Below are 22,728 nucleotides of genomic sequence, written 5' to 3'. Positions count from 1 at the left end.
CCGCACCCTGCCAATTTGCCAAAACGCCCAAGTGATTGGCCTGGAGGCAGTTGTTAGAATGCGTCGAAATCTAGCCTCTCAAACCATAATTCGCGGTCTGTCGCAATGCAGGAGTGGCGCATCCCGTAATGCATTCGGCGGTATTGAACGAAGGTCGCAATTGCTGCATGAAATCAGGCATAAACAGGCGTGCGGCAGCCGAACGGCGCTTGACAGCGGAATTGTCCGATGTAGGCACAGATCAGGCGATCGGCAGGATGCTGATTCGCGCCTGCGAGCGCTTTCGTGGCTCCGTGGATGCCTTCAAGGCGCCGTCATTGCCGTATCATTCCGTGGTTTGGAAAAATCCTCCGGACAGACAGCGTCAAGCGTGCTGCCCTGGACTACGACCACCACGTCACCGCCTAAGGAATCGACCCGGATGGGGCACTCGAAGTTGCAGCATAAACCGACCCTGAACCGCCCGGCCCATGGGATCGCAGGCTGGCGCCGGCTGGCGCTCGGTTGTCTCGCCCTGGCGGCGATCGCCGCCGTCCCGGGTACCGCCAACGCGCAGGGCGCGGTGCGCTCGGTTCATGGCGACTGGCAGATCCGCTGCGACACCCCGCCCGGTGCCCAGGCCGAACAATGCGCCCTGATCCAGAGCGTGGTGGCGGAAGACCGCTCCAATGCCGGCCTGACCGTGATCGTGCTGAAGACCGCCGACCAGAAGAGCAAGCTGATGCGCGTGGTGGCGCCGCTCGGCGTGCTGCTGCCATCCGGCCTCGGCCTCAAGCTCGACAATCAGGACGTCGGCCGCGCCGGCTTCGTGCGCTGCCTGCCCAATGGCTGCGTTGCCGAAGTCGTGATGGACGACAAGCTGCTCGCCCAGCTCCGCACCGCCAAGACTGCCACCTTCATCATCTTCGAAACGCCCGAAGAAGGCATCGGCTTCCCGCTCAGCCTCAACGGCATCGGCGAGGGTTACGACAAGCTGCCATAGGCTTTGAACCCGGCAGCATTAGCCGGAACCGCGCCCTCTGTAATAGTCCAGCAATCGCCGGGCATCTTCAGATGTCCAGTCGGCCTCTCCAGCAAGATATCCCTCGACCTGCCCCGTCGTCCCGATCAGATATGAGATAGGCATCGCGTAGAGGCTGAACGGAGTATCCGGAGCAGCAACCTCGCCGGCACGCGCGACCAGTCCACCAGGGTCGATACCGACATCGAGGTGTCTCAGCTTCAGGTTGCGCACAAACGAAGCAACGTCTGCGCGATCGGTGGCGATCGCGATCACCTGCAGATTTGCGCGCGTCTCGATATCCTGAAGCCGATCAAGGATCGGCAACTCGGTCTTGCAGGCCGGGCACCATGTCGCCCAGAAATTGACCAGAACGACCTTTCCTGGAAACGCGGTCAGATCAACCGGCTTGCCAACTAGGCGAGGCACCGCAACGGACGGGATCGGCCGCGCTCCCCGGATGACAGTGAACTGATGCCGGGTGGTGCCAAAGGGCGGCGGCCCATCTGGCCGCGCATCCACGGCAGCGCCCCCCGCCGCCAATGCGGCCGTCGTGGCCAATGCCCCTTTGAGCAGCGTACGTCGCGAGATTAGCGAGCGAGCGACAGCCCGTGCGCGATGCGGTGTTGTCACGGTCCAGCCTCCGATGGGCATCAAATAGGGTAGCGAAGCGTGCCGCTCAGGATCGGATATAGGACCAACCCGCTTCCTGTAGCTCGATGATCCGTCCAGGCCCGCTCGGAACCATCTGGACATTATCGATAAACGAAATCGGATGACCCTCGCTGCGCTCCATACCGAGCTTAGTCGCTTCGCAGACCACAAAGCGAATGTCAGGGGTAAGAGCCTGGACGACCTTCAGCAGTTCCTTGACTGGCGACGTGTCCACTCGAAACATATGAATGCCGGCGTTGTAAGCGACGATTTCGATCGAGAAGTCCTGCTTCGTCTCCCGGTAGTATTTCGGCAGGTTCAGCGACGTCGAAATCAGCGCTCTCATGACGGTCGGGTCGTCAGTGTTGATCTGCAGTACGAGACGATGTGCCTTGGCCGCCGCAGGCTTCGTCTCCGGCGCCCACGGCTTTGAAATGGCGGACCCTGCGTCCGTCAAAGCCAGAGTGACGAATAACGGTGCCGCAAACGCCAGACCGAACGCCACCGTGGCCAAAGCCTTGCCGCTATAACTCCGCATTGAAATCATCACTTGCACTCGAACACACTGAAACGTTCGGCTTTTTTCAACGGCAATCCGTGGATGGCCGGATGAGAGCGTGAGCGCTCGCTACCTGAGGATCATGCTGCGCTTGGCGTAAGCTACGATAGCGCTCAATGCGAGCAGCACGATCGCCGGAATCGGCGAACCGCCAATGACAAACACATGCGTGAAAATCGCACCGATCATGATGCAGCACAGGAGGGCCGCGCCAAACGCGACCGTTGACGGAATGATGATCAGGACCGCTCCGAGGATTTCGAGCGTGCCGGTCAGATAGCGGAACCATTGCCCAAGACCGATATGTTCGAACTCCTCGACGAGCATCGGCACGCCGTAAAGCTTGCCAGTCCCCGCAGCGGCGAACGCAAGAGCGAGCAAGCCCCTGACGGCCCAGAGACTGATGGAGGTCCAGCGCCGCGGTGCTGACGAGGTGACGGAAGACGATGACATAAGCAGCTCCGAAGATGGTCAAAACGGTTTCGGCGGCGCGGCTGACGACAAAGTCTGCTTCAGATCCACGGCGCGCTTTCGAAGCACAAATTTCGGCAGTAAGATGAAAAAGACAAGTAGAATGCTTTTTCTGAGATAGTATGAAAAACATGACTAATGGAAAAACAGGCGATATCGCGCTCCCCGAATGTCAGCGGGGCCGGGAAGTAGAAGATTTTCATCGGGCGCTGGGGATGATTACCGGCAAATGGAAATGTGAGATCCTCTGGCAACTGGTCCAGAGCAAGCACCGGTTTGGAGAACTGCAGCGAGCGATTCCGAGTGTCACGCAACACATGCTGACGACACAACTGCGCGATCTCGAGTCCAACGGACTCGTCAAGCGCACGGTCTTCGCCGAGATACCTCCGAGGGTGGAATATGAAATCACGGAATCGGCGAGAGCGCTCAGGCCGGTCTTCGACGAACTGTTCCGATGGTCGCAGGCGCATTTCTCTGCGATGCAGGCCCGATCCGCGACCTCATCCGGATCCGACGAGAGCGCAGCGCCCCTGACTCATCCTTGATCCGGGAACAGAGCGGCTTACTCGCCGGGCACCAGGTTGACCGCATGACGGCGCCCGGGCTTCGATGCCGCGCGCAGGCGGCGGCGCGAGAAATACAGGATGAAGCCGGTCACAGTGAACAGCGGCATCAGGGCCGCGGCCAGCAAGAACACGATGCGACCGGGCAGCCCCAGGAATGCACCGGTGTGGATGTGCAGCACCGCGGCCAGAATGCACTCACCGAATGTCTTGTCGTTGTAGAGTTCTGCCGACACCATGCGGCCGGTCACGCCATCGATGCGGAAATCGTCGCGCGCTTCATCGAATGACGCATCCTTTGCCACCGAGCGGATACGCACGACACTGCCCGGTCCGTTCGGCACCTGCATGATCGCCATCGCATAGCGGCTGCCTTGATCAGCCAGAAACGTCGACCAGACCTTGTCGAGTGACGGAACCGCAGGCGCATCAGCGGCAGGTGCTTTGGCGCCCCCCTTTGCTGCGCGCATGGCCGGCGCGGTCACAGCGGGCTTGCTCGACAGAAGCCAGGTCGCGCTGGCCTTGTACCAGTCGAACGACCACCAAAGGCCGGTGAGAATGGTCACCAGATAGACCGGCAGCAACCAGGTGCCGACGACGCTATGCAGCGACCTGTGAAACGGACGGCCGGGCATCGCCAGATTCGGCTTCATCCAGGCCTTGATGCTGCGGACACGGCGCGGCCAGCGCAGCACCATCCCGGAGATCAGCAACACGAACAGGCCGAGCACGGCGACGCCGGTGATCAGACGGCCATAGCCATTGCCGTTACCGGGCAGCAGCAGAAAGCGATGCAGGTTGCGCAGCGTCGCAAAGAAGCCCTCCCCCTGCATCGCCGAGACGACGCGGCCGTCATAGGGATCGACATAGACCGACGAGCGTTCCCCAGTCTCGCTGCGGGCAAAGCGCATACGTACCGCGATACCCGGTTCGCTCGAAAAGACGATGAGGCCAACCTTGCCCGCCCCCGGCACCGCCTGAACCCGCGCCACCAGCTCATCAGGTCCGAGCACAGGTGCAGGCCGCGGATCGACTTTCGTCACATCGCGGTTCAACGCAGCGACGATTTCGTCCTCGAAGCTCAGCATGGCGCCGGTCAGACCGATCAGGCCCAGGATCAGCGAGATCGCCAGGCCGATGATGGAATGGACTTGCAGGAATGCGGATTTGGTTCGTGAGGCCATGAAAAGCGATAATTGCCAGAAGAGATTAGTCCTGCAAGGAATACCGTTCGCACAGGATGATGCTCGGAGGTCTACCGCACTGCAGCCTGAGGCGCATCGGAGCGCAGTTTGTAATAGCTCCAAGGTAGCCCCATCATGGCTGGCACGGTTGCCCCCAGAGGATCTCGCCCCGGCGATGTGCAGGCCTCCCTTTTTGTCAAAACAGCACCTATCTTGGTTTGAATCGCCTGTTTCGCCGCAGGTTACGCCATTGTAAGGCGACCCATCCCCGGGTTGTCGCTACAAATTGAAATCGTGGGCCCGCGCCTGGCGCCGGGGCCGCGCCGCTGACATTGGAGCCTGCATGACCAGCCCAGCCACCACCTCCCTGATCGACCGCGCCAATCTGGACCGCGACGAGGTTCGCCGCGAGCTGATGCGGGGGCTACAGGGAGCTGACGATGGCGAGCTGTTTCTCGAATACAGCCAGTCCGAGGCACTCGGTTTCGACAACGGCCGGCTGAAGCAGGCGACCTATGACACCGCGCAGGGGTTTGGCCTCCGCGCCGTCAAGGACGATGCCGTCGGCTATGCGCATTCTTCCGATGTCTCGATCCCGGCGCTGATCCGTGCGGCTGATGCGGTCAATGCGGTCCGTGGCGGCTATGCCGGTACCTTTGCCGCAGCGCCCTCGCACACTAATGTGCGGCTCTATAGTGACGACAATCCGCTGGATGCGCCGGGCTTCGAGGCCAAGGTCAAGCTGCTGGCCGAAATCGACGCCTATGTCCGCGACAAGGACCCGCGCGTGCGCCAGGTCTCGGTCTCCCTCGGCGCCACCTGGCAGGTGGTCGAAATCCTGCGTCCGGACGGCGAGAGCTATCGCGACATCCGTCCGCTGGTCCGCGTGAATATCTCCGTCGTCGCCGGTCAGGGTGATCGGCAGGAAAGCGGCTCGAAGGGCTATGGCGGCCGCGAGGGCTATGCGCGCTTCATCGAGAGCGGTTCGTGGCGCACGGCAGCCGACGGCGCGCTGCGCGAGGCGCTGGTGAACCTGGAATCGATCCCGGCCCCTGCCGGCGAAATGGATGTGGTGCTCGGCCCCGGCTGGCCCGGCGTGATGCTGCATGAAGCCGTCGGCCACGGGCTCGAAGGCGACTTCAACCGCAAGCAGACCTCGGCTTTCGCCGGTCTGATGGGTCAGCAGGTTGCCGCCAAGGGCGTGACTGTCGTCGATGACGGCACGATCTCGTCGCGCCGCGGCTCGCTGTCCATCGACGACGAAGGCACGCCGACCAACCGCACCACACTGATCGAGGACGGAATCCTTGTGGGCTACATGCAGGACCGCCAGAACGCGCGCCTGATGGGCATGAAGCCGACCGGCAACGGCCGCCGTCAGGGCTATGCCCATGTGCCGATGCCGCGCATGACCAACACCTACATGCTGGCCGGCCAGCGCGATCCCGCGGAGATTCTGGCTTCGGTGAAGAACGGCATCTATGCGGTGAACTTCGGCGGCGGCCAGGTCGACATAACTTCCGGCAAATACGTGTTTCAGTGCACCGAGGCCTACAAGATCGAGAACGGCAAGATCGGCGCGCCGCTGAAGGGCGCGATGATGATCGGCAACGGTCCGACCGACCTGCACCGCATCAGCATGATCGGCAACGATCTCGCGCTCGATGACGGCATCGGGACCTGCGGCAAGCACGGCCAGGGCGTGCCGGTCGGCGTCGGCCAGCCGACGCTGCGCATGGACAAGGTGACCATCGGAGGAACGGGCCAGTGACTACGGATACGGAAACCACAACCGTCGCATCGACTGCAAAGCGCTGGTCCGGCCAGCTGGCACAGATCGTCGCGATCGTCGGCATCGTCTTCGTGGCAAAGGGGGCTCTCGCCGAGCCGTTCTATGTGCCGTCGGCCTCCATGGAGCCGACGCTTCTGATCGGCGATGCATTGCTGGCGACCAAGTTTCCCTACGGCTATTCAACAGCCTCGCTGCCGATCCATGTCTCCCTTCCCGAGACCGGCCGCGTCTTCGCGACCACGCCGAAGCGCGGCGATGTCGTGGTGTTTCGCTGGCCCGGCGACCGCTCCCAGGTCTGGGTCAAGCGGGTAATCGGCCTGCCCGGCGATCGCGTCGAACTGCGCGGCGGTCAGGTCTGGCTCAATGGCGTCGCGACGTCGGTGAAGGCCGACGGCATCGGTGCCGCGGAAGATGACAGCGGCGGCTCCGAACCGGCGCATCGTTATGTCGAAACCCTGCCCGGCGGCGTGTCGCATCCGATCTTCAAGCTGCGCGACAACGGCCGCCTCGACAACACGCCGGAAGTCGTCATTCCCCCCGACCATCTGTTCGTGATGGGCGACAACCGCGACAACTCCGCCGACAGTCGTGTGCCGGTAAGCCAAGGCGGTGTCGGCCTGCTGCCGATGGATAATCTCGTCGGCCGCGTCGATGCCATCGTCGGCTCATGGGATCTCGGCGTGCGTAGCCAGCCGGTGACCAACTGGCTATCGGGTTTCCGGATGGCACGGTTCTTTACCGGGGTGCATTGAGCGCCGCGACAGCAGCATGCGCACAGCAGATTTCATTTCCGCTGTGCTGCGCAATCCAGTCCATGACGCGCTACTCTGCCGGCTGAATGAACTCGGTCTCCCGGACGCCTGGATCGTCGCCGGTTGTCTGACGCAAACGGCGTGGAACGTATTGACCGGCCGCAGGGTCGATTACGGCATCAATGACTACGACGTGTTCTACTTCGACCCCGATCTGTCGTGGGAGGCTGAAGATCGAATCATCGCCGGCTTCCGCGAGTGCGCCGACCGTACCGGCTCTCGCATCGAAGTACGCAATCAGGCCCGCGTCCATCTCTGGTATCCCGAGAAACACGGCAAGCCATACCCTGCTTTGTCTTGCGCAACGGATGGCATCGACCGGTTTCTCACCCGATGCACGCAAGTCGGCCTGAGCAGCAATGGTGTAGATGTCTACGCGCCAGCCGGACTTGATGACGTGGGTGGATTCGTCGTGCGCCCGAATCTGGTGCCAAATTTCTCCGCAGAGGCGTATCGGACCAAATCTGCGCGCTGGCGGGCTCTGTGGCCTGAACTCAAGCTTCACGCTCCGGAAGCTTGGCATCTCGACATGACCGGCGAGGCAAGGCCGCTATGACGTTCGAAGATATCCGCACACTCGCGCGCGTTTGGCCTGAAGTCGACGATGGCACTTCCTACGGCACACCGGCTCTCAAGGTGCGCAAGAAACTGCTGGTCCGACTAAAGGAAGACGGCGACTCGCTGGTGATGCCCGGTGTTCCGCGGGACGAGCGCGACATGCTCGTCGAGAACGAACCGAATATCTTCTATTTCACCGATCACTATATCGCGATTATCCGATGGTGTTGATCCGCCTCTCCAAGGCGAAGCGCGCCCTGGTCGAACCGCTGTTGCGGCGACAGTGGCTGGCGCTGGCCTCGAAAGCTGCGCGCAAGGCGTTCGAGACCGAAGGCTCTTCCCGTCAGAAATAAGCAATTGCGCGGCCGCATATGGCGACCGCGAACCAGATGGCGATTGATGCCAGCGCGCCTTGCCGCGCGCCCGCAGGCATCGGTGACAGCGGCGGCAACGCGGCGATCCTCGGCATGATGATCGCCTCGACCCAGACAACATTGAGCAAGCCCAGCGCGATCAGAGCCGCCTTGATCTGAAACACGCGGTTCAGCACGACATGACTCGCTTCGGCGGTAAACAGAATGCCGCCGGTGAGCACGAGGCCGAGAAATCCGGCAATGGCAAAACGGCGCGCCCTGCGCAGCAGCGGACCAGGCGCCGTTGCAGCTAACCCGCCCGCGAGCCGGACATCCATCACCGCAATGGCACCGGCGAAGAACATCAGCGCGACGATGTGACCGATATTGGCGGACATATAGAGCCAGCGCGATTGCCGGATCGCAGCGCCAATTGCGGACGCTTCCATCGCCATGAAGATCGCGGGTGCGCCCTCAGTCATGAGCCGGCGCTATCGCAATTCGTAGGTCTTGCCGTCCACGGTGATGCGTTCGGCGCGCATCTCGTCCTTCTCGACGGTGGATGGATAGCCGAAGGCCGAGACGGTCTTGCCGACAGCCACGATATCGGCAGACGCCCCGCGCGCCGTCATGCGGGAGGTCGGCGCAAGAGTGACAGTCCAAGCCTTGTCGGACCCCTTGATCACGATCGTCGCGTGCGGGTTCTCGAATTTGCTGTTTTCGACAGGACCGTTCACGGTGACCGGATTGGCAGCGTCGTAGCTGCCCCAACCGTGATGGGCGACGGCGGCGACCGTCGTAACAGCAATCAGTAATCCAGCGCATGTCAGTGCGGGCAGGAGACGCGTCATGGCTCAACTCCCTTTATTGCTGGAATGCTACCTCACAACGCCCGAGATGAAACCCGGTTTTCGCCGCGGCGGCTTGATGTCGTTCTTCAGGAAGCAGCGCGCATTCTTGCCGGCATAACCGGGCCGCGCAAAGGTCCAGGCGCGGCATTTATTGTCACCCTGGCAGGCATCGCGGCAGGCATCGCCGTGCTCGGCCTTGTCGTCGTTCTTGATCTCGAACGAACGATAGTCGCCGCCAAAACGATCAGTCGAGGTTTCCACCGGACCGGTGCGCGGTTCGATGACGCCGGCGCCACGCACGCCGGAGACGCAGCAATAGCTCTCGACCCGCGGCGGCACCTTGTCTTTCAGCCAGCACACCGCGTTTTCGGAATTGTCGCTCGGATAGTTGAAGCTCCAGGCACGACACTTCTTGTCGCGCTCGCAGATCAGCGCGCATTCGGCCGGATCGCCGGATAGTGAGACCGAGCGCGAATAATCACCGCCGGGACGATCGAAATTGGTTTGCGCCTGAGCAGGCGTAACGGCTGCGACCAACAGCATGGCGAGGGCTGTCAGACACGCTCTGAACAGGTTCCTCGGCATGCAGGATGACTTTCAGCGGTTTGCAAACGGCGTAAGAAGGACGCCATTGGAACGCCGGTCACCTGTACCGCTGATGAACGGATTTTCAGCTTCGCCAAGCCGCTGATCTAGAAGCAGTATTCCTCATAGGCTGGCGCCACCGAGCCACCCCAGGCGCCATGGAACCTGTCGAGCATCTGCTCGGCCGGAGTCTTGCCGGAATCCAGTATCCGATCGAGTGCCTCCAGATGGTGGGACTCATCGCGGCCGTGCGCGTCGAGCTTGCCGCGCCGGCGCAGGCCACCATGGGCCAACTGCAGACACTCCTTGGCGATTTCGAACAGATAGCGATCCTTGATCTTCGCCTTGAAGCCCAACTTCGGCACATCGTCGCGCAACGCCTGTCGTTCCGCCGCAGTCCAGTTCTTGACGATATCCCAGGCCGCATTGAGGGCGCTGTCGTCATAAAGCAATCCGACCCAGAACGCCGACAGTGCCGGCAAACGATCCGACGGCACGCCATCGGCGCCGCGCATTTCGAGATAACGCTTCAGGCGGACTTCCGGGAAAATCGTCGAGAGATGATTGGCCCAGTCCGAGAGAGTGGGACGCTCGCCGGGTATCTTCTCGTTCTTGCCCGCGAAGAAGTCGCGGAACGACGAGCCGGACACATCGATATAGGTATCGCCGCGCTTGACGAAATACATCGGAACATCCAGCGCGTAATCGACCCAGCGTTCGAAGCCCATGCCGTCTTCGAACGCCCACGGGATCATGCCGGAGCGGGCATTGTCGGTGTCGCGCCAGACTTCGGACCGGAACGACAGGAAGCCGTTCGGCTTGCCTTCAGTGAATGGCGAATTTGCGAACAAGGCGGTCGCGATCGGCTGCAGCGCAACGGAAACGCGCAGCTTCTTGACCATGTCCGCTTCCGAGGAGAAGTCGAGATTGGTCTGCACCGTGCAGGTCCGGTACATCATGTCCAGACCGTACTGGCCCACTTTGGGCATGTAGTTGGTCATGATCTTGTAGCGGCCCTTGGGCATCACCGGAATCTGCGCGCGCGACCAGGATGGCGTGAGACCGAGGCCAAGAAAGCCGATGCCGAGCGGCGTCGCCACTTCGCGCACCTGCGCCAGATGCGCCATCAATTCGGATTGCGTCTGGTGGACCGTCTCCACCGGCGCGCCTGACAATTCAAACTGGCCGCCAGGCTCGAGCGAGATTGCGCCGCCGCCGGTGACGTCATAGAGGCCGATGATATTGCCGGCTTCCATGATCGGCTCCCAGCCGAGCAGATGCTTCATACCGTCGAGCACCGCGCCGATGCCGCGCGGGCCTTCGTAAGGCACGGGATTGTGACCGTTCAGAGTGAACGGCGTCTTCTCGTGTTCGGTGCCGATGCGGAATTCCGATGGCGGCTTCACGCCCGCCGCCAGCCACGCCACGAGTTCGTCGCGCGATTGCAGCGGCGTCATATCGATTTGGTCACGCGCCATGGAAATTCCGAATGAAAGGCGCTGCAATCTGTTGCGCGCGGTGTCGGGAACGCCCGCGGCCCGTGCGGGTCGCGAACGCAGGCAAAAATTTAAGGTTCATCGCGCCGGCGCGGCGTCTCTGGCGGCCGGCGATGTCACTGTCGATGCCGCTTCTTGGCACGCGCAGCCGAGCCGGTCGAGCAGGCCGCACAGTTTTGCTGCATCTGCGTCGGACAGTTTCGAGCCGACATGTTTCTCGATTGCCGTTGAATAGGCGCAGCCCATCTTCTTGTGCAACTCGCGCCCGGCAGCCGTGATTTCGACGAACAGGCCGCGCTTGTCCATCTTGCATTCGCGGCGTGCAGCCAGGCCTTCGTCGACCAGACGATCGATCAGCCGCGATGTCGAATATTGCGGTATCAGCATCTGCTTTTCGAGCTCGACCGGGCGCATCTCGCCGGTCGGCGAGCGCGACAACTCGGCCAGCGCGTCGTACCATGCGAGCGGCGGAAAACCGGCGCGCTTGAGGTCCTGCTCGACGCCGTCCAGCACCCGGCTCTGGATTCGCATCAGGCGGATCCAGGCGGCTGTCGCCTCGGTGGAAGGTTTACGTTTCATGGCTCAGTCCAAATGGTGGCGGCACCCTAGCCCACTTGATGCAGCTGCATCAATCTTGACTCTTTCATGCATATGCATTTAGTCACCCGCGTGGTTAAACCAATGTCCTCAGGGAGGAATTTTCGATGAAGCTGTATTATTCGCCAGGCGCCTGTTCGCTCTCGCCTCATATCGCACTTCTCGAAGCTGGCCTGCCTTACGATCTCGTGAAGGTCGACCTCAAAGCCAAGAAGCTGGAAAATGGCGACGACTATCTCGCCATCAACCCCAAGGGCCAAGTGCCGGCCCTCGGCCTCGACAGCGGTGCGCTCGTGACCGAAGGTCCTGTCATCGTGCAATACATCGCCGACCAGGCTGCTGCCAAAAATCTGGCGCCGGCCAATGGCAGCGATGCACGCCGCCAGCTGCAGGAGTATCTTGGCTTCATCAACGGGGAGCTGCACAAGAACTTCAGCCCGCTGTTCCAGCCGGTGTTCGACGACGAAGTGAAGGGCTTCTTCAAGACCCGCCTGATGGGCAAGTTCAAATATCTCGATGGCCAGCTCGCAGGTAAGGACTACATGCTGGGCAAGGATTTCAGCGTCGCTGACGGCTATCTGTTCGTCATGCTGAAATGGGCCGACCGGATGAGCATCGATCTCTCCGAATTCAAGAACCTGATGACCTACAAGGACCGCGTCGCTGCCCGCCCGCAAGTGCAGGCCGCGCTGGAGAAGGAAGGCCTGATGAAGGCGGCGTGAGCTGCTGGCATCGAGCTGAAATACGAAAGGGCCGGATCAATGATCCGGCCCTTTTTTGTTTGCTGCTTCCCCTCTCCCCCAGCAGAGGGTGCCTGAGCGGAGCGAAGGCGGGAGAGGGCTCTTGAGAGCCCCCTCTCCCGTCTCGACCGCCCGCGCGAAGCGAAGCTTCGCTAGAGCGGTCGATCCACCCTCTCCCACCAGCCGCGGCTACGCCGCGTCCGGGGGGCGAGGGGAAAGACCTACGCCGCCGCGAGTTTCTTCGGCGGGAAGCGGCCGTAGAAGGTCTCGCCTTTGGCGGCCATCTCTTCGAGCAGCTTCGGTGGCGTGAAGCGGGAGCCGTATTTGGCTTCAAGCTTGTGGCAGAGCTCGACGAACTTCTTGGTGCCCATGAAGTCGATATAGCTCAGCGTACCGCCGGTGAACGGCGCGAAGCCGAAGCCGAGGATCGAGCCGACATCGGCCTCGCGCGGATCGACGATCACGTGATCCTCGACGGTGCGCGCGGCTTCCACCGCCTGCACGACCAGGAAGCGCTGTTTCAGCTCCTCGACATCGAGCGTATCGGGATCGACCGGTTCCGGCAGCAGCGGCGCAATGCCCTTCCACAGAGCCTTCGAGCCCTTGCCCTTCGGCGGATACTCGTAGAAACCCTTGCCGTTCTTGCGACCGAAGCGCTCCTGCTTCTCCACCATCTCGACGATCAGCTTCTTCTGCGCCTGATCGACGGCCTGCGAACCCAGATCGGCTTCGGTGGCCTTCATGATCTTCAGCACCAGATCGAGCGCGATCTCGTCCGACAGCGACAGCGGCCCGACCGGCATACCGGCCATCTTGGCGGTGTTCTCGATCATCGCCGGCGGCACGCCCTCGAGCAGCATTTCAAGGCCTTCGGCCGTGAAGCGCAGCACGCAGCGATTGGCGAAGAAACCGCGGGAGTCATTGACGACAATGGGCGTCTTGCCGATGACGCGAACGTAGTCGAGCGCAGTGGCGAGCGCGACATCGCCGGTGTTCTTGCCGACAATGATCTCCACCAGCATCATTTTCTCGACCGGCGAGAAGAAGTGGATGCCGATGAACTTGGACTGGTCCGCGAATTCTTCAGCGAGCGAGTTGATCGGCAGCGTCGAGGTGTTGGAGGCGATGATGGCGCCTTCCTTCAACAACGGCTGCACCTTCTTGTAGATCTCGGCCTTGACGGCGCGATCCTCGAACACGGCCTCGATAACAAGATCACACTCCTTGATAACGTCGAAGTCCGCAGTCGCGGTGATCTTTGCCAGCAGCGCGGTCTTATCGGCTTCCTTGGCGCGGCCCTTGGCGATCAGACCGTCGATCGCGGCGATGCAATGACCGAGGCCCTTGTCGGCGCTGGCCTGATCGCGATCGATCAGCACCACATCCATGCCGCCGCGCGCCGAGACGAAGCCGACTGATGCGCCCATGAAGCCGGCACCGATGACGGCAAGCTTCTTGACCTTGGTCGGCGGCACGTTCTGCGGACGACGCGCACCCTTGTTGAGCTCCTGCATCGACAGGAACAGGCTGCGGATCATCGCCGCCGCTTCCTTGGTCTGCAGGATATGCGCAAACTGGCGTGACTCGACACGCAGCGCCGCATCCATCGGCAGCTGCAGGCCTTCATAGACGCACTGCATGATGGCGCGGGCCGCCGGATAATTGTCGAAGGTCTCGCGGCGATAGATCGCGTTGCCAGCGGGGAACATCATCATGCCCTGCTTGGAATAGACGGGGCCGCCGGGCAGCTTGAAGCCCTTCTCGTCCCAAGGCGCGACAGCCTTGCCGCCAGCCTTGATCCACTCCTTCGCAGTCGTGATGAGATCGGCCGATGGCACCACCGCGCCGACGATGCCCATCGCCTTCGCCTTGACGAGATTGATCGCTTCGCCCTTCAGCAGCATCTGCATGGTGTCTTGCGGCTGCAGCATGCGCGCGAGGCGCTGGGTGCCGCCGCCGCCGGGGAACAGGCCGACCTTGATTTCGGGCAGGCCCAGACGCGTCTTCGGATTTTCAGCCGCGACGCGATAGTGACAGGCCAGCGTCAGTTCGAACGCGCCGCCGAGCGCGAGGCCATTGATGGCCGCGACCCATGGCTTGCCGGAGGTCTCGATCTTGCGCAGCGTCAGCGACAGCTTCCGGCTCTCGTCGAACAGCATCTGCTGCGCGGCTTCCTCGCCCTTGGCAGCCCTGGTCTCGGCAAACACCTTGCCCATGCCTTCGAGCATCGACAGATCGGCACCGGCCGAGAAAGCTTCCTTGCCGGAGGTGATGACAACGCCCTTCACGGCGGCATCCGCAGTGGTCTGATCGACGATGGCCCCGAGTTCCTCGATGGTCGCTACGTCGAGCACATTCATCGAACGGCCGGAGATGTCCCAGGTGACGAGCGCGATGCCGTCGGCGTCGGTCTCAACCTTGAAGTTCTTGAAGGTCATGTTGGCCACTCCTTACACGCGTTCGATGATGGTGGCGGTGCCCATGCCGCCGCCGATGCAGAGGGTGACGAGGGCCGTCGATTTGTTGGTGCGCTCGAGTTCGTCCAGCACGGTGCCGAGGATCATCGCGCCGGTGGCGCCGAGCGGATGGCCCATGGCGATGGCGCCGCCGCAGACATTGATTTTCTCATTGTCGATATCGAAAGCCTGGATAAAGCGCAGCACCACCGAGGCGAAGGCTTCGTTGAGCTCGAACAGATCGATGTCCGACAGCTTCATGCCGGAACGCTCCAGCACCTTCTTGGTGACGTCCACCGGACCGGTGAGCATCATCGCCGGCTCGGAGCCGATATTGGCAAAGGCGCGAATCTTCGCGCGCGGCTTCAAGCCCGCCTTCTTGCCGGCCGCCTCGCTGCCGAGGAGCACGGCGCCAGCGCCATCGACGATACCCGACGAGTTGCCGGCGTGATGGACGTAGTTGACGCCTTCGATTTCCGGATGCGACTGGATCGCCACGGCATCGAAGCCGCCCATCTGCGCCATCGTCACGAAGGACGGCTGCAGCGCGGCCAGTGACTGCATCGTCGTGGACGGACGCATATGCTCGTCCTTGGCCAGAATGGTGAGGCCGTTGATGTCCTTCACCGGAATGACCGAATTCTTGAAGCGGCCTTCATCCCAGGCCTTGGCAGCGCGCTGCTGGCTCTGCACCGAATAGGCATCGACGTCGTCGCGGGAGAAACCGTATTTGGTTGCGATCAGATCGGCCGAGACGCCCTGAGGCATGAAATAGGCAGGAACGGCGATCGACGGATCGACCGGCCATGCGCCACCGGCAGCACCAATGCCGACGCGGCTCATGGATTCAGCGCCGCCGCCGATGGTCATTTCGTGCTGGCCCGACATGATCTGTGCCGCGGCGAAGTTCACGGCGTCGAGGCCGGAAGCGCAGAAGCGGTTGATCTGGATGCCCGGGACGTCGTTGCCGTAGCCGGCGGACAGCGCAGCCATGCGTGCGATATCGCCGCCGGCTTCGCCGACCGGATCGACCACGCCGAGGATGACGTCATCGATAGTGCCCGGCTGCAGGTTGTTGCGCTCCTTGAGCGCCTTCAGCGGTGCAGTAGCGAGCGCCAGCGCGGTCACCTCATGCAGCGAGCCATCGGCCTTGCCGCGGCCGCGCGGCGTGCGAACGTGATCGTAGATATATGCCTCGGGCATGGTGTCTCCCTCGCGATTAATCGTGTTGTTCGAATTTCTATAACGCCGTCATGGCCGGGGCAAAAGCGCGAAGCGCGGCTTCGCTAGATGTCCCGGCCATCCACGTCTTCTCTCGCGCGCCGCCAAGGCGTGGAGCCCGGCACAAGGCCGGGCATGACGGCGCATATAGTGACTAGAACGCTTCCGCAGGAAGCTCCATCGTCGTCGCGCTGCCGGTCTGGATGCGGGCGAGATGGAGTGCGGTTTCGGGCAACATCCGCTCCATGAAGAAGCGGCCGGTGACCAGCTTGGTGGTCAGATAGGGTGTCGCACCATCAGTGGCAATCTTGTCCTGCGCCACCTTGGCCATCTTCGCCCACATATAGGCGAAGGCGGTGAGGCCGAACAGCTGCATGTAATCGGTAGCGCCGGCACCGGCGTTGTCGGGCTTCATCATAGCATTGTTCATCAGCCACATAGTCGCCTGCTGCAGATGACCGAGCGCATTCGAGAGCGGATCGATGTAAGGCTTCATGGCTTCGTCAGCGCCATGCTCCTTCGCAAATGCGCCGACCTCGCCGAAGAACGCCATCGCGGCACGGCCGCCATCGCGCGGCAGCTTGCGGCCGACCAGATCGAGTGCCTGGATGCCGTTGGCGCCTTCATAGATCATGGCAATGCGCGCGTCGCGCACGAACTGCTCCATGCCCCATTCGGCGATATAGCCGTGACCACCGAACATCTGCTGCGCTGAGACCGCATTGGCAAAACCGCCGTCAGTCAAAACACCCTTCAGCACCGGTGTCATCAGGCCCATGTGATCGTCGGCAGCCTGACGCTCCTTCGGATCGTCCGAGCGATGCGCGACGTCGCTCTTCAGCGCGGTCCACACCACCATGGCACGGGCGGCTTCGTTGAAGGCGCGGATGGTGAGCAGCGTGCGGCGCACGTCCGGATGAACCATGATCGAATCGGCCGGCTTGTCCGGCGACTTCGGCCCGGTCAGCGAGCGGCCCTGCAGGCGATCCTTCGCATAGGCAACCGCATTCTGATAGGCGACTTCGGACTGCGCGAGACCCTGCACGGCAACACCGAGACGGGCTTCGTTCATCATCACGAACATGCCCTGCATGCCCTTGTTCTCTTCGCCGATCAGCCAGCCGGTGGCGCCGTCGTAATTCATCACGCAGGTGGAATTGCCGTGGATGCCCATCTTGTGCTCGATCGAGCCACACATCACGCCGTTGCGTGCGCCGATCGATCCATCGGCATTGACCATGAACTTCGGCACGACGAACAGCGACACGCCCTTGATGCCGGCTGGTGCGCCCTCGATGCGGGCCAGCACCAGATGGATGATATTGTCGGCAAGGTCGTGCTCACCGGCCGAGATGAAGATCTTGGTGCCGGAAATCTTGTAGCTACCGTCCGCCTGCGGCGCGGCCTTGGTGCGCAGCAGACCCAGATCCGTGCCGCAATGCGGCTCGGTGAGGTTCATGGTGCCGGTCCATTCGCCGGCGACCATCTTCGGCAGGAACATCGACTTCTGCTCGGGCTTGCCGTGCACGATGAGTGCTGCGGTCGCGCCCATGGTAAGGCCGCCATACATCGAGAACGCCATATTGGCGGAGATCTGGAATTCAGCGACGGTCTGCGACAGCGTCACCGGCAGACCCTGACCGCCGAATTCAGCGGGAGCCGAGAGGCCGAGCCAGCCGCCCTCGGCGACCTGCTTATAGGCTTCCTTGAAGCCTTTCGGCGTCGTCACGCTGCCGTCGTCGTTGCGCTTGCAGCCTTCGAGATCGCCGACACGATTCAGCGGCTGCAGCACTTCTTCGCTGAGCTTGGCGGCTTCGCCCAGAATCGCTTCGCGCACATCGGCGGACGCGTCAGCAAAGCCGGGCAGGTTGTTGTAGCGATCGAACTGAAACACGTCGTTGAGCAGGAAGCCGACGTCTTCGAGCGGGGCTTTGTAGCTGGGCATGGAATTCTCTCGGTTTGAATTCGATTGATCGGATGATACGGCGGCGCCGTGTCAGATTTACGCAATTGTTATCGGAGATGAAGCAAGCGGCTGGCGGCTCATTGCCGCGCCAATTCCTCGCCCATCAACCGGTGCAACAGGTTGATGGCCTTGAGCGGCCTGACCATCACCTTGAAGTGGGTAATGCGCCCATCATCGGCGAAGGTGATCATGTCGACGCCATTGATTTTGATGCCTTCGATCTCGTTCTCGAATTCGAGCACCGCGCCGTTGTCGCTGCGCCATTCGCCTTTGTAGGCGAAGCCGGGGCCACCCAGCACTTTCTCTGCAGTCGTCAGATACTTGAACACGATCTCACGGCCCCGCTGCGGCGCATGCACGACCGGGCTTTCGAACACGGCGTCCGGATGCAGCAGGTCCCACAGCATCGCCCGATCATGAGACCGCATGAAGCTGTACCATCTATCGAGGCCGCTCACGCTCATCGGCTCTCCCTCCCGCATCGGGCACTGTTCGGCCAGTGCCGCTCCATACACTTCTGCATGGACGTTAACGCCAGAGCGTGGATTTCGTCAATACACATGTGTATGGTCGGGGAATGGATGACCAACTGACCAAAGACCGCCTGACGCGCTCGGCCTGGCTCGACCACGGGCTGAGGATCCTCGCGCGGCAAGGCGCCGACGCGCTGAAGGTCGGCGCACTGGCCACCGGCCTAAACGTGTCACGCGGAAGTTTCTATTGGCATTTCAAAGACATATCTGAATTTCGACTACAGCTTCTGCAGCGCTGGCAGGAGCGGACGACCGATCAGGTGATCGAGGGGATCGACGCCTCGGTCGCTGGCGCCGCACGTCTGACCCACCTGATGAAGCTCGCTTTCAACGAAGATCGCAGCCTGGACCGTGCCATCCGCGCCATGGCCTCGACCGACACAGACGTCGCCAAAATGGTCGCCTCGGTGGATGCGAGGCGGGTCGGCTATATGGCGAAATGGTTGATTGAGGCCGGGGTGGAAAGCCAGCGGGCACTGCCCCGCGCCGAGTTTCTCTATTGGGCCTATATCGGCCAGTCCGCGGTGATGGATCCGCGCCACAGCGCCATCACCGAACTGGATGTCGACGATTTGAGTGCGCTGTTTACGCGCTGACGCCAAAGTCAGAGACATCCGATCCTACCTGCAAATCGGCGCAAGTATATCAGCGAGTTAACTTTTAAGGCTGGCCGAGCCCGATCCTTAACCCGTTATTTACCCTAACCCTGAAAAGTCCGGATCAGAGGCAGACGACCCGCGCACGTTACGATTGTCTTCACAATGGGACGCGCGGGGGAGGCTGCAGGCGCTGGTGGGCGTCAAGCTCGGAACCGGACCAAAGCATGAATTCGCGCGTATCGTGGAGTGTTGACGGGATTGAGCCATCGGTTCGCGAGCGGGCCGAAGCTGCGGCGCGCCGTGCCGGCATGTCGCTCGGCGACTGGCTGAACTCGACCATCGGCGAAGCTCCCCCGCGCTACAACTCGCCCAATGCACGCCCGCGCGACCAGGAACGCCCCCTCACCCCGCGTGCGGCCCTGCCGCAGCGCGACGCGGCCGATGTCGTCGAAATCCACGAGCGGCTCGACGCCATTGCACGGCAGATCGAACTGTTTTCGAAGCCTGCCCAGCGCAGCAGCGAGCCCGGTGTTGCGCGCCAGCTCAATGATGCGATTTCGCGGCTTGATGCGCGTTTGTCGCAGATCAGCGAGCCCGCATATCGCCCCGCGCCGCCGCCGCAACAGCCGCGCATCGATATGGTCGAGCGCGCCGCCAATCAGGTCTATAGCGCCTCGCCGCCGATCGATCCGTTTTCGCTGGATTTCGCTATCGCCGAGATCGCCGCCCGCCAGGGCGAACTCGACGGCACGCCGCGCATGGCCCCGCGCAATGCGCCGCCGATTGCACCGTCATTTGTACAGCCGCCTTACGCACAACCTGCCGCGCCGCCGCAAAGCTTCATGCCGGATATGTCCGGCCTGGAGCGCCAGCTGTTCCAGATCACGACCAAGATCGACGCGCTGCAGCGCCCGGACAATAATATCGAGCAGTCGATCGCGGCCTTCCGCAGCGAACTCGCCGAGATCCGCAACGTCATCACCGAAGCGATGCCGCGTCGCGCGATTGAATCAATCGAGAACGAGATCCGTGAACTCGGCCGCCGCATCGACGACAACCGCCACAGCGGCATCGACGGCGACGTGCTGGCCAATCTCGAACGCGCGCTCGCCGACATCCACAAGACGCTGACCACGCTGACGCCGGCCGAACAGCTCGCCGGCTTCGACGAGGCGATCCGCAATCTCGGTGGCAAGATCGACTTGATCGTGCGCTCGAGCAACGATCCCGGCACCATGGAACAGCTGCAGGGCGCGATCGCCGCGCTGCGTGCCATCGTTTCCAACGTCGCCTCCAACGAAGCGCTCGGCCGTCTCAGCGACGACCTGCAGACGCTGTCGTCGAAGATCGATCAGCTCGCACGCGCCGACAACAGCGATTCATTTGCCGCGCTCGAAGCGCGCATCATGACGCTGACGGCGGCGCTGGAAAATCGCGAGCGCCCGGCTGTCATGGCCAGCTCGGATCATCTGGAAACCGCATTGCGGACGCTGTCCGAGCGTCTCGACCATATGCCGGTGGGCAATGACTCGTCGTCGGCCTTCGCGCATCTCGAACAGCGCGTCTCCTATCTGCTCGAGCGGATGGAGAGCATCACCGATACGCGCGGCAACAATCTCGGTCGCGTCGAGGACGGGCTGCAGGACATCCTGCGCCATCTCGAACGCCAGCAATCGCTGTTCGCCGCGCTGGACAATCCCCGCAGCAAGGCGTCATCGATCGATCCCGGCCTGGTCGACACGATCAAGCGCGAACTCTCCGACATGCGCTTCAGCCAGTCGGAAACCGACCGCCACACGCAGGATTCGCTTGAGGTCGTACACTCCACGCTCGGCCATGTGGTCGATCGCCTCGCAAGGATCGAGGGCGATCTGCGCGCGGTCAGCGCCGCGCCTGCCAAGCAATCCGCGCCCGTTGCAACACCCGCTCCGACCTCGCGCCCCGCGACTGCACCAGATGTTTCGGTGCCGGCTCCGACGCGCCCGCAGATGCCCAATCCGGTGAAGCCACAGGCTGCGCCGTCGCAGGTCGAGGTGCGTCCGCCGCAGGTTCACTTCGATGCCGCGCCGCGCGACTTCGCGGCAACTGCGATCTCGCACGAACCGGCATCGGCCTTCCCGATGCCGAAGGCGATCAGCGACATTCTCGATCCTCCGCCCGCGCCAAAGCCAGTCGCGCAGTCTGCATCCGCTGCTGAGCGTGCGTCGCCGCGCCCGATGGTTGACCCGGCGCTGCCACCAGATCATCCGCTCGAACCCGGCACGCGTCCGCAGGGCCGCGGCGCATCGCCATCCGAACGCATCGCCGCGTCGGAAGACGCTATCAGCGAAATCGCCGTCGATGCCCCCGAACAGGCCACGGCGTCGAGTTTCATTGCTGCCGCGCGTCGCGCCGCACAGGCTGCCGCCGCAACCGGCAACGACAAGTCCAGGTCTGACAAATCCAGGACCGACAAATCGAAGGCCACCAGACCCGGGCCGCAGCTTGCCGATAGCGAAAAGTCATCCTCCACGATCGGCTCGAAGATCCGCTCACTGCTGGTCGGCGCCAGCGTGGTCGTGATCGTGCTCGGCTCGTTCAAGATGGCGATGACGCTGCTGGACAGCGGTTCGCCGGCGCCGTTGGCCGAGAATATTCACTCGGCACCGCCGCTGCAGCTGAACGCGCCCGAGCCGGCCGAGGTCCTGACCAAGCCCGCTGCTCCCGTGCCGGCCGCGCCGTTGATGACGTCGCCGACCCCGATCGGCAAGCAATCGCTGATCGCACCGCCACCCGCCGCCGTCGAGCCTGCGCCGCAGCCAGTGCCACAGGCCGCGCCCGTGCCATATGTGTCGCCCGACGTGACCGGCAGCATTGCCGCACCGCAGGCCAGTGCCGCCGGGCCGGTGTTGCCGTCGAGCAGTCAGAAGATCACCACAGCCTCCATCCCCGCCGGCGAGCGCCTGCCCGAGACCATCGGCAGCACCGCGTTGCGCAACGCGGCGCTCAAGGGCGACGCCTCTGCCGCGTTCGAAATCGGCGTCCGCTATGCCGAAGGCAAGGGCGTAGCGCAGAACTACGACGAAGCCGCCAAGTGGTATGACCGCGCGGCGCAGGCCAATGTCGTGCCGGCCATGTTCCGCCTGGGCGCGCTGTTCGAGAAGGGCCTCGGCGCGAAGAAGGATCTCGACGTCGCCCGCCGCTATTACGTGCTCGCCGCCGACCGTGGTAACGCCAAGGCAATGCACAATCTCGCCGTGCTCGATGCCGATGGCGGCACCAAGGGCGCCAACTACAAGAGCGCGTCGTACTGGTTCCGCAAGGCGGCCGATCGCGGCGTGGCCGACAGCCAGTTCAATCTCGGCATTCTCTATGCCCGAGGCATCGGCGTCGAACAGAACCTTGCCGAGAGCTTCAAGTGGTTCAGCCTCGCCGGAGCCCAGGGCGACGTCGATGCCGGCCGCAAGCGCGATGACATCGCCAAGCGCCTCGATCCGCAGTCGCTGGCCGCGGCCAGGCTGGCGGTCCAGACTTTCGCACCGGAAGGCCAGCCCGAGGACGCCATTAACGTGGCCACTCCCGCGGGCGGTTGGGATGCTGCGCCGGCACAGGTCGGGGCGAAAGCATCGATGGGCAAGCGAGCTGCGCGCTAAGGCAGATTTTCTGGCCGCCGGATCGAACCGGCGGTCTTATTTCCTCAACAAACCTTCAGCAGACTCGGCACAGTGAAGTGTGCGCCGAGCCCGACTGAACGAC

The 22,728-nt window shown here is 62.6% G+C and carries 21 protein-coding genes and 1 pseudogene; 9 read left to right on the top strand and 13 right to left on the bottom strand.

The window, feature by feature from the left end; translation table 11 throughout:
* The first annotated feature begins 421 nt into the window (after positions 1–421).
* The gene (locus AB7828_RS23530; protein WP_244628374.1) at positions 422–982 is read left to right on the top strand and encodes an invasion associated locus B family protein; all 561 of its coding nucleotides are present in this window, start codon (positions 422–424) and stop codon (positions 980–982) included.
* A gap of 18 nt (positions 983–1,000) precedes the next feature.
* Here AB7828_RS23530 and AB7828_RS23525 read toward each other — a convergent pair whose 3' ends face one another.
* The 3 genes from AB7828_RS23525 to AB7828_RS23515 all read right to left on the bottom strand — a co-directional run bounded on the left by AB7828_RS23525 (position 1,001) and on the right by AB7828_RS23515 (position 2,666).
* Positions 1,001–1,633, bottom strand: coding sequence for a TlpA family protein disulfide reductase (locus tag AB7828_RS23525; protein ID WP_439065678.1), 633 nt, complete (start codon positions 1,631–1,633; stop codon positions 1,001–1,003).
* A 46-nt stretch (positions 1,634–1,679) separates the two neighbouring features.
* Positions 1,680–2,192 (bottom strand): DsrE family protein, encoded by a 513-nt coding sequence (locus AB7828_RS23520; RefSeq protein ID WP_089266825.1) that lies wholly within the window; start codon positions 2,190–2,192, stop codon positions 1,680–1,682.
* Between the two features lie 90 nt (positions 2,193–2,282).
* A complete protein-coding gene (locus AB7828_RS23515) occupies positions 2,283–2,666 on the bottom strand; it encodes a DoxX family protein (protein WP_441231298.1) in 384 nt (127 codons plus the stop codon).
* 233 nt (positions 2,667–2,899) lie between these two features.
* Here AB7828_RS23515 and AB7828_RS23510 point away from each other — a divergent pair, with 233 nt between their 5' ends.
* Positions 2,900–3,232, top strand: coding sequence for a winged helix-turn-helix transcriptional regulator (locus tag AB7828_RS23510; RefSeq protein WP_410001902.1), 333 nt, complete (start codon positions 2,900–2,902; stop codon positions 3,230–3,232).
* 17 nt (positions 3,233–3,249) lie between these two features.
* Here the strand turns inward: AB7828_RS23510 and AB7828_RS23505 are convergent, their stop codons facing one another.
* Positions 3,250–4,434, bottom strand: a complete 1,185-nt coding sequence (locus AB7828_RS23505; RefSeq protein WP_441231297.1) for a PepSY-associated TM helix domain-containing protein — start codon at positions 4,432–4,434, stop codon at positions 3,250–3,252.
* A gap of 343 nt (positions 4,435–4,777) precedes the next feature.
* Here AB7828_RS23505 and tldD point away from each other — a divergent pair, with 343 nt between their 5' ends.
* The 4 genes and pseudogenes from tldD (at position 4,778) to AB7828_RS23485 (ending at position 7,949) form a co-directional block, all read left to right on the top strand.
* Positions 4,778–6,205 (top strand): metalloprotease TldD, encoded by a 1,428-nt coding sequence (gene tldD / locus AB7828_RS23500; RefSeq protein ID WP_089266822.1) that lies wholly within the window; start codon positions 4,778–4,780, stop codon positions 6,203–6,205.
* On the top strand, positions 6,202–6,978 hold the full coding sequence (gene lepB / locus AB7828_RS23495; RefSeq protein WP_315840323.1) for a signal peptidase I: 777 nt from the start codon (positions 6,202–6,204) through the stop codon (positions 6,976–6,978). The genes tldD and lepB overlap by 4 nt, the downstream gene beginning before the upstream one ends.
* 16 nt (positions 6,979–6,994) lie before the next feature.
* Positions 6,995–7,594, top strand: coding sequence for a nucleotidyltransferase family protein (locus AB7828_RS23490; RefSeq protein WP_441231296.1), 600 nt, complete (start codon positions 6,995–6,997; stop codon positions 7,592–7,594).
* Positions 7,591–7,949 (top strand): annotated as a pseudogene (locus AB7828_RS23485) (MmcQ/YjbR family DNA-binding protein). The gene AB7828_RS23490 and the pseudogene AB7828_RS23485 overlap by 4 nt, the downstream one beginning before the upstream one ends.
* Here AB7828_RS23485 and AB7828_RS23480 read toward each other — a convergent pair.
* The 5 genes from AB7828_RS23480 to AB7828_RS23460 all read right to left on the bottom strand — a co-directional run bounded on the left by AB7828_RS23480 (position 7,940) and on the right by AB7828_RS23460 (position 11,460).
* Positions 7,940–8,431 (bottom strand): DUF6644 family protein, encoded by a 492-nt coding sequence (locus AB7828_RS23480; protein ID WP_441231295.1) that lies wholly within the window; start codon positions 8,429–8,431, stop codon positions 7,940–7,942. The pseudogene AB7828_RS23485 and the gene AB7828_RS23480 sit on opposite strands and share 10 nt — an antisense overlap.
* 9 nt (positions 8,432–8,440) lie before the next feature.
* The gene (locus AB7828_RS23475; protein WP_441231294.1) at positions 8,441–8,800 is read right to left on the bottom strand and encodes a DUF6152 family protein; all 360 of its coding nucleotides are present in this window, start codon (positions 8,798–8,800) and stop codon (positions 8,441–8,443) included.
* Between the two features lie 27 nt (positions 8,801–8,827).
* Positions 8,828–9,343 (bottom strand): PAN domain-containing protein, encoded by a 516-nt coding sequence (locus AB7828_RS23470; protein WP_116664682.1) that lies wholly within the window; start codon positions 9,341–9,343, stop codon positions 8,828–8,830.
* A gap of 149 nt (positions 9,344–9,492) precedes the next feature.
* Positions 9,493–10,863, bottom strand: coding sequence for a glutamate--cysteine ligase (locus tag AB7828_RS23465; protein ID WP_441231293.1), 1,371 nt, complete (start codon positions 10,861–10,863; stop codon positions 9,493–9,495).
* A gap of 96 nt (positions 10,864–10,959) precedes the next feature.
* Entirely contained in the window at positions 10,960–11,460 is a 501-nt protein-coding gene (locus AB7828_RS23460; protein ID WP_068732586.1) for a MarR family winged helix-turn-helix transcriptional regulator, read from the bottom strand.
* 125 nt (positions 11,461–11,585) lie between these two features.
* On the opposite strand from AB7828_RS23460, the gene gstA reads away from it, so the two are divergent.
* Complete coding sequence (gene gstA, locus AB7828_RS23455) at positions 11,586–12,200, top strand: glutathione transferase GstA (protein WP_441231292.1); 615 nt, start codon at positions 11,586–11,588, stop codon at positions 12,198–12,200.
* 239 nt (positions 12,201–12,439) lie between these two features.
* Here gstA and AB7828_RS23450 read toward each other — a convergent pair whose 3' ends face one another.
* The 4 genes from AB7828_RS23450 to AB7828_RS23435 all read right to left on the bottom strand — a co-directional run bounded on the left by AB7828_RS23450 (position 12,440) and on the right by AB7828_RS23435 (position 18,325).
* Positions 12,440–14,656, bottom strand: a complete 2,217-nt coding sequence (locus AB7828_RS23450) for a 3-hydroxyacyl-CoA dehydrogenase NAD-binding domain-containing protein (RefSeq protein ID WP_441231291.1) — start codon at positions 14,654–14,656, stop codon at positions 12,440–12,442.
* A gap of 12 nt (positions 14,657–14,668) precedes the next feature.
* Entirely contained in the window at positions 14,669–15,877 is a 1,209-nt protein-coding gene (locus AB7828_RS23445; RefSeq protein WP_184513022.1) for an acetyl-CoA C-acetyltransferase, read from the bottom strand.
* A 172-nt stretch (positions 15,878–16,049) separates the two neighbouring features.
* Complete coding sequence (locus AB7828_RS23440; RefSeq protein ID WP_089266812.1) at positions 16,050–17,840, bottom strand: acyl-CoA dehydrogenase C-terminal domain-containing protein; 1,791 nt, start codon at positions 17,838–17,840, stop codon at positions 16,050–16,052.
* A gap of 98 nt (positions 17,841–17,938) precedes the next feature.
* Positions 17,939–18,325: a nuclear transport factor 2 family protein gene (locus AB7828_RS23435; protein ID WP_120288154.1), complete on the bottom strand. Its 387-nt coding sequence runs from the start codon at positions 18,323–18,325 to the stop codon at positions 17,939–17,941.
* Between the two features lie 77 nt (positions 18,326–18,402).
* On the opposite strand from AB7828_RS23435, the gene AB7828_RS23430 reads away from it, so the two are divergent.
* Together AB7828_RS23430 and AB7828_RS23425 are read left to right on the top strand one after the other, a co-directional pair.
* Positions 18,403–18,990 carry a TetR/AcrR family transcriptional regulator gene (locus AB7828_RS23430; RefSeq protein WP_349636628.1) on the top strand — a complete coding sequence of 196 codons (588 nt, stop codon included), beginning with the start codon at positions 18,403–18,405 and terminating at the stop codon, positions 18,988–18,990.
* 227 nt (positions 18,991–19,217) lie between these two features.
* On the top strand, positions 19,218–22,625 hold the full coding sequence (locus AB7828_RS23425) for a hypothetical protein (protein ID WP_441231290.1): 3,408 nt from the start codon (positions 19,218–19,220) through the stop codon (positions 22,623–22,625).
* The last annotated feature ends 103 nt before the right edge of the window (positions 22,626–22,728 follow it).

Source organism: Tardiphaga sp. 215_C5_N2_1, from assembly GCF_052076055.1.
Taxonomy (GTDB): Bacteria; Pseudomonadota; Alphaproteobacteria; order Rhizobiales; family Xanthobacteraceae; genus Tardiphaga; species Tardiphaga robiniae.
Note: the sequence above shows the minus strand (reverse complement) of the source record. Positions and strands in the feature narration are given on the sequence as shown.

Coding starts and splice junctions, on each gene's coding strand:
- AB7828_RS23530 (WP_244628374.1), top strand. CDS start 422: ATGGGGCACTCGAAGTTGCAGCATAAACCGACCCTGAACCGCCCGGCC.
- AB7828_RS23520 (WP_089266825.1), bottom strand. CDS start 2,192: ATGCGGAGTTATAGCGGCAAGGCTTTGGCCACGGTGGCGTTCGGTCTG.
- AB7828_RS23515 (WP_441231298.1), bottom strand. CDS start 2,666: ATGTCATCGTCTTCCGTCACCTCGTCAGCACCGCGGCGCTGGACCTCC.
- AB7828_RS23510 (WP_410001902.1), top strand. CDS start 2,900: ATGATTACCGGCAAATGGAAATGTGAGATCCTCTGGCAACTGGTCCAG.
- AB7828_RS23505 (WP_441231297.1), bottom strand. CDS start 4,434: ATGGCCTCACGAACCAAATCCGCATTCCTGCAAGTCCATTCCATCATC.
- tldD (WP_089266822.1), top strand. CDS start 4,778: ATGACCAGCCCAGCCACCACCTCCCTGATCGACCGCGCCAATCTGGAC.
- AB7828_RS23490 (WP_441231296.1), top strand. CDS start 6,995: ATGCGCACAGCAGATTTCATTTCCGCTGTGCTGCGCAATCCAGTCCAT.
- AB7828_RS23480 (WP_441231295.1), bottom strand. CDS start 8,431: ATGACTGAGGGCGCACCCGCGATCTTCATGGCGATGGAAGCGTCCGCA.
- AB7828_RS23475 (WP_441231294.1), bottom strand. CDS start 8,800: ATGACGCGTCTCCTGCCCGCACTGACATGCGCTGGATTACTGATTGCT.
- AB7828_RS23470 (WP_116664682.1), bottom strand. CDS start 9,343: ATGCTGTTGGTCGCAGCCGTTACGCCTGCTCAGGCGCAAACCAATTTC.
- AB7828_RS23465 (WP_441231293.1), bottom strand. CDS start 10,863: ATGGCGCGTGACCAAATCGATATGACGCCGCTGCAATCGCGCGACGAA.
- AB7828_RS23460 (WP_068732586.1), bottom strand. CDS start 11,460: ATGAAACGTAAACCTTCCACCGAGGCGACAGCCGCCTGGATCCGCCTG.
- gstA (WP_441231292.1), top strand. CDS start 11,586: ATGAAGCTGTATTATTCGCCAGGCGCCTGTTCGCTCTCGCCTCATATC.
- AB7828_RS23450 (WP_441231291.1), bottom strand. CDS start 14,656: ATGACCTTCAAGAACTTCAAGGTTGAGACCGACGCCGACGGCATCGCG.
- AB7828_RS23445 (WP_184513022.1), bottom strand. CDS start 15,877: ATGCCCGAGGCATATATCTACGATCACGTTCGCACGCCGCGCGGCCGC.
- AB7828_RS23440 (WP_089266812.1), bottom strand. CDS start 17,840: ATGCCCAGCTACAAAGCCCCGCTCGAAGACGTCGGCTTCCTGCTCAAC.
- AB7828_RS23435 (WP_120288154.1), bottom strand. CDS start 18,325: ATGAGCGTGAGCGGCCTCGATAGATGGTACAGCTTCATGCGGTCTCAT.
- AB7828_RS23425 (WP_441231290.1), top strand. CDS start 19,218: ATGAATTCGCGCGTATCGTGGAGTGTTGACGGGATTGAGCCATCGGTT.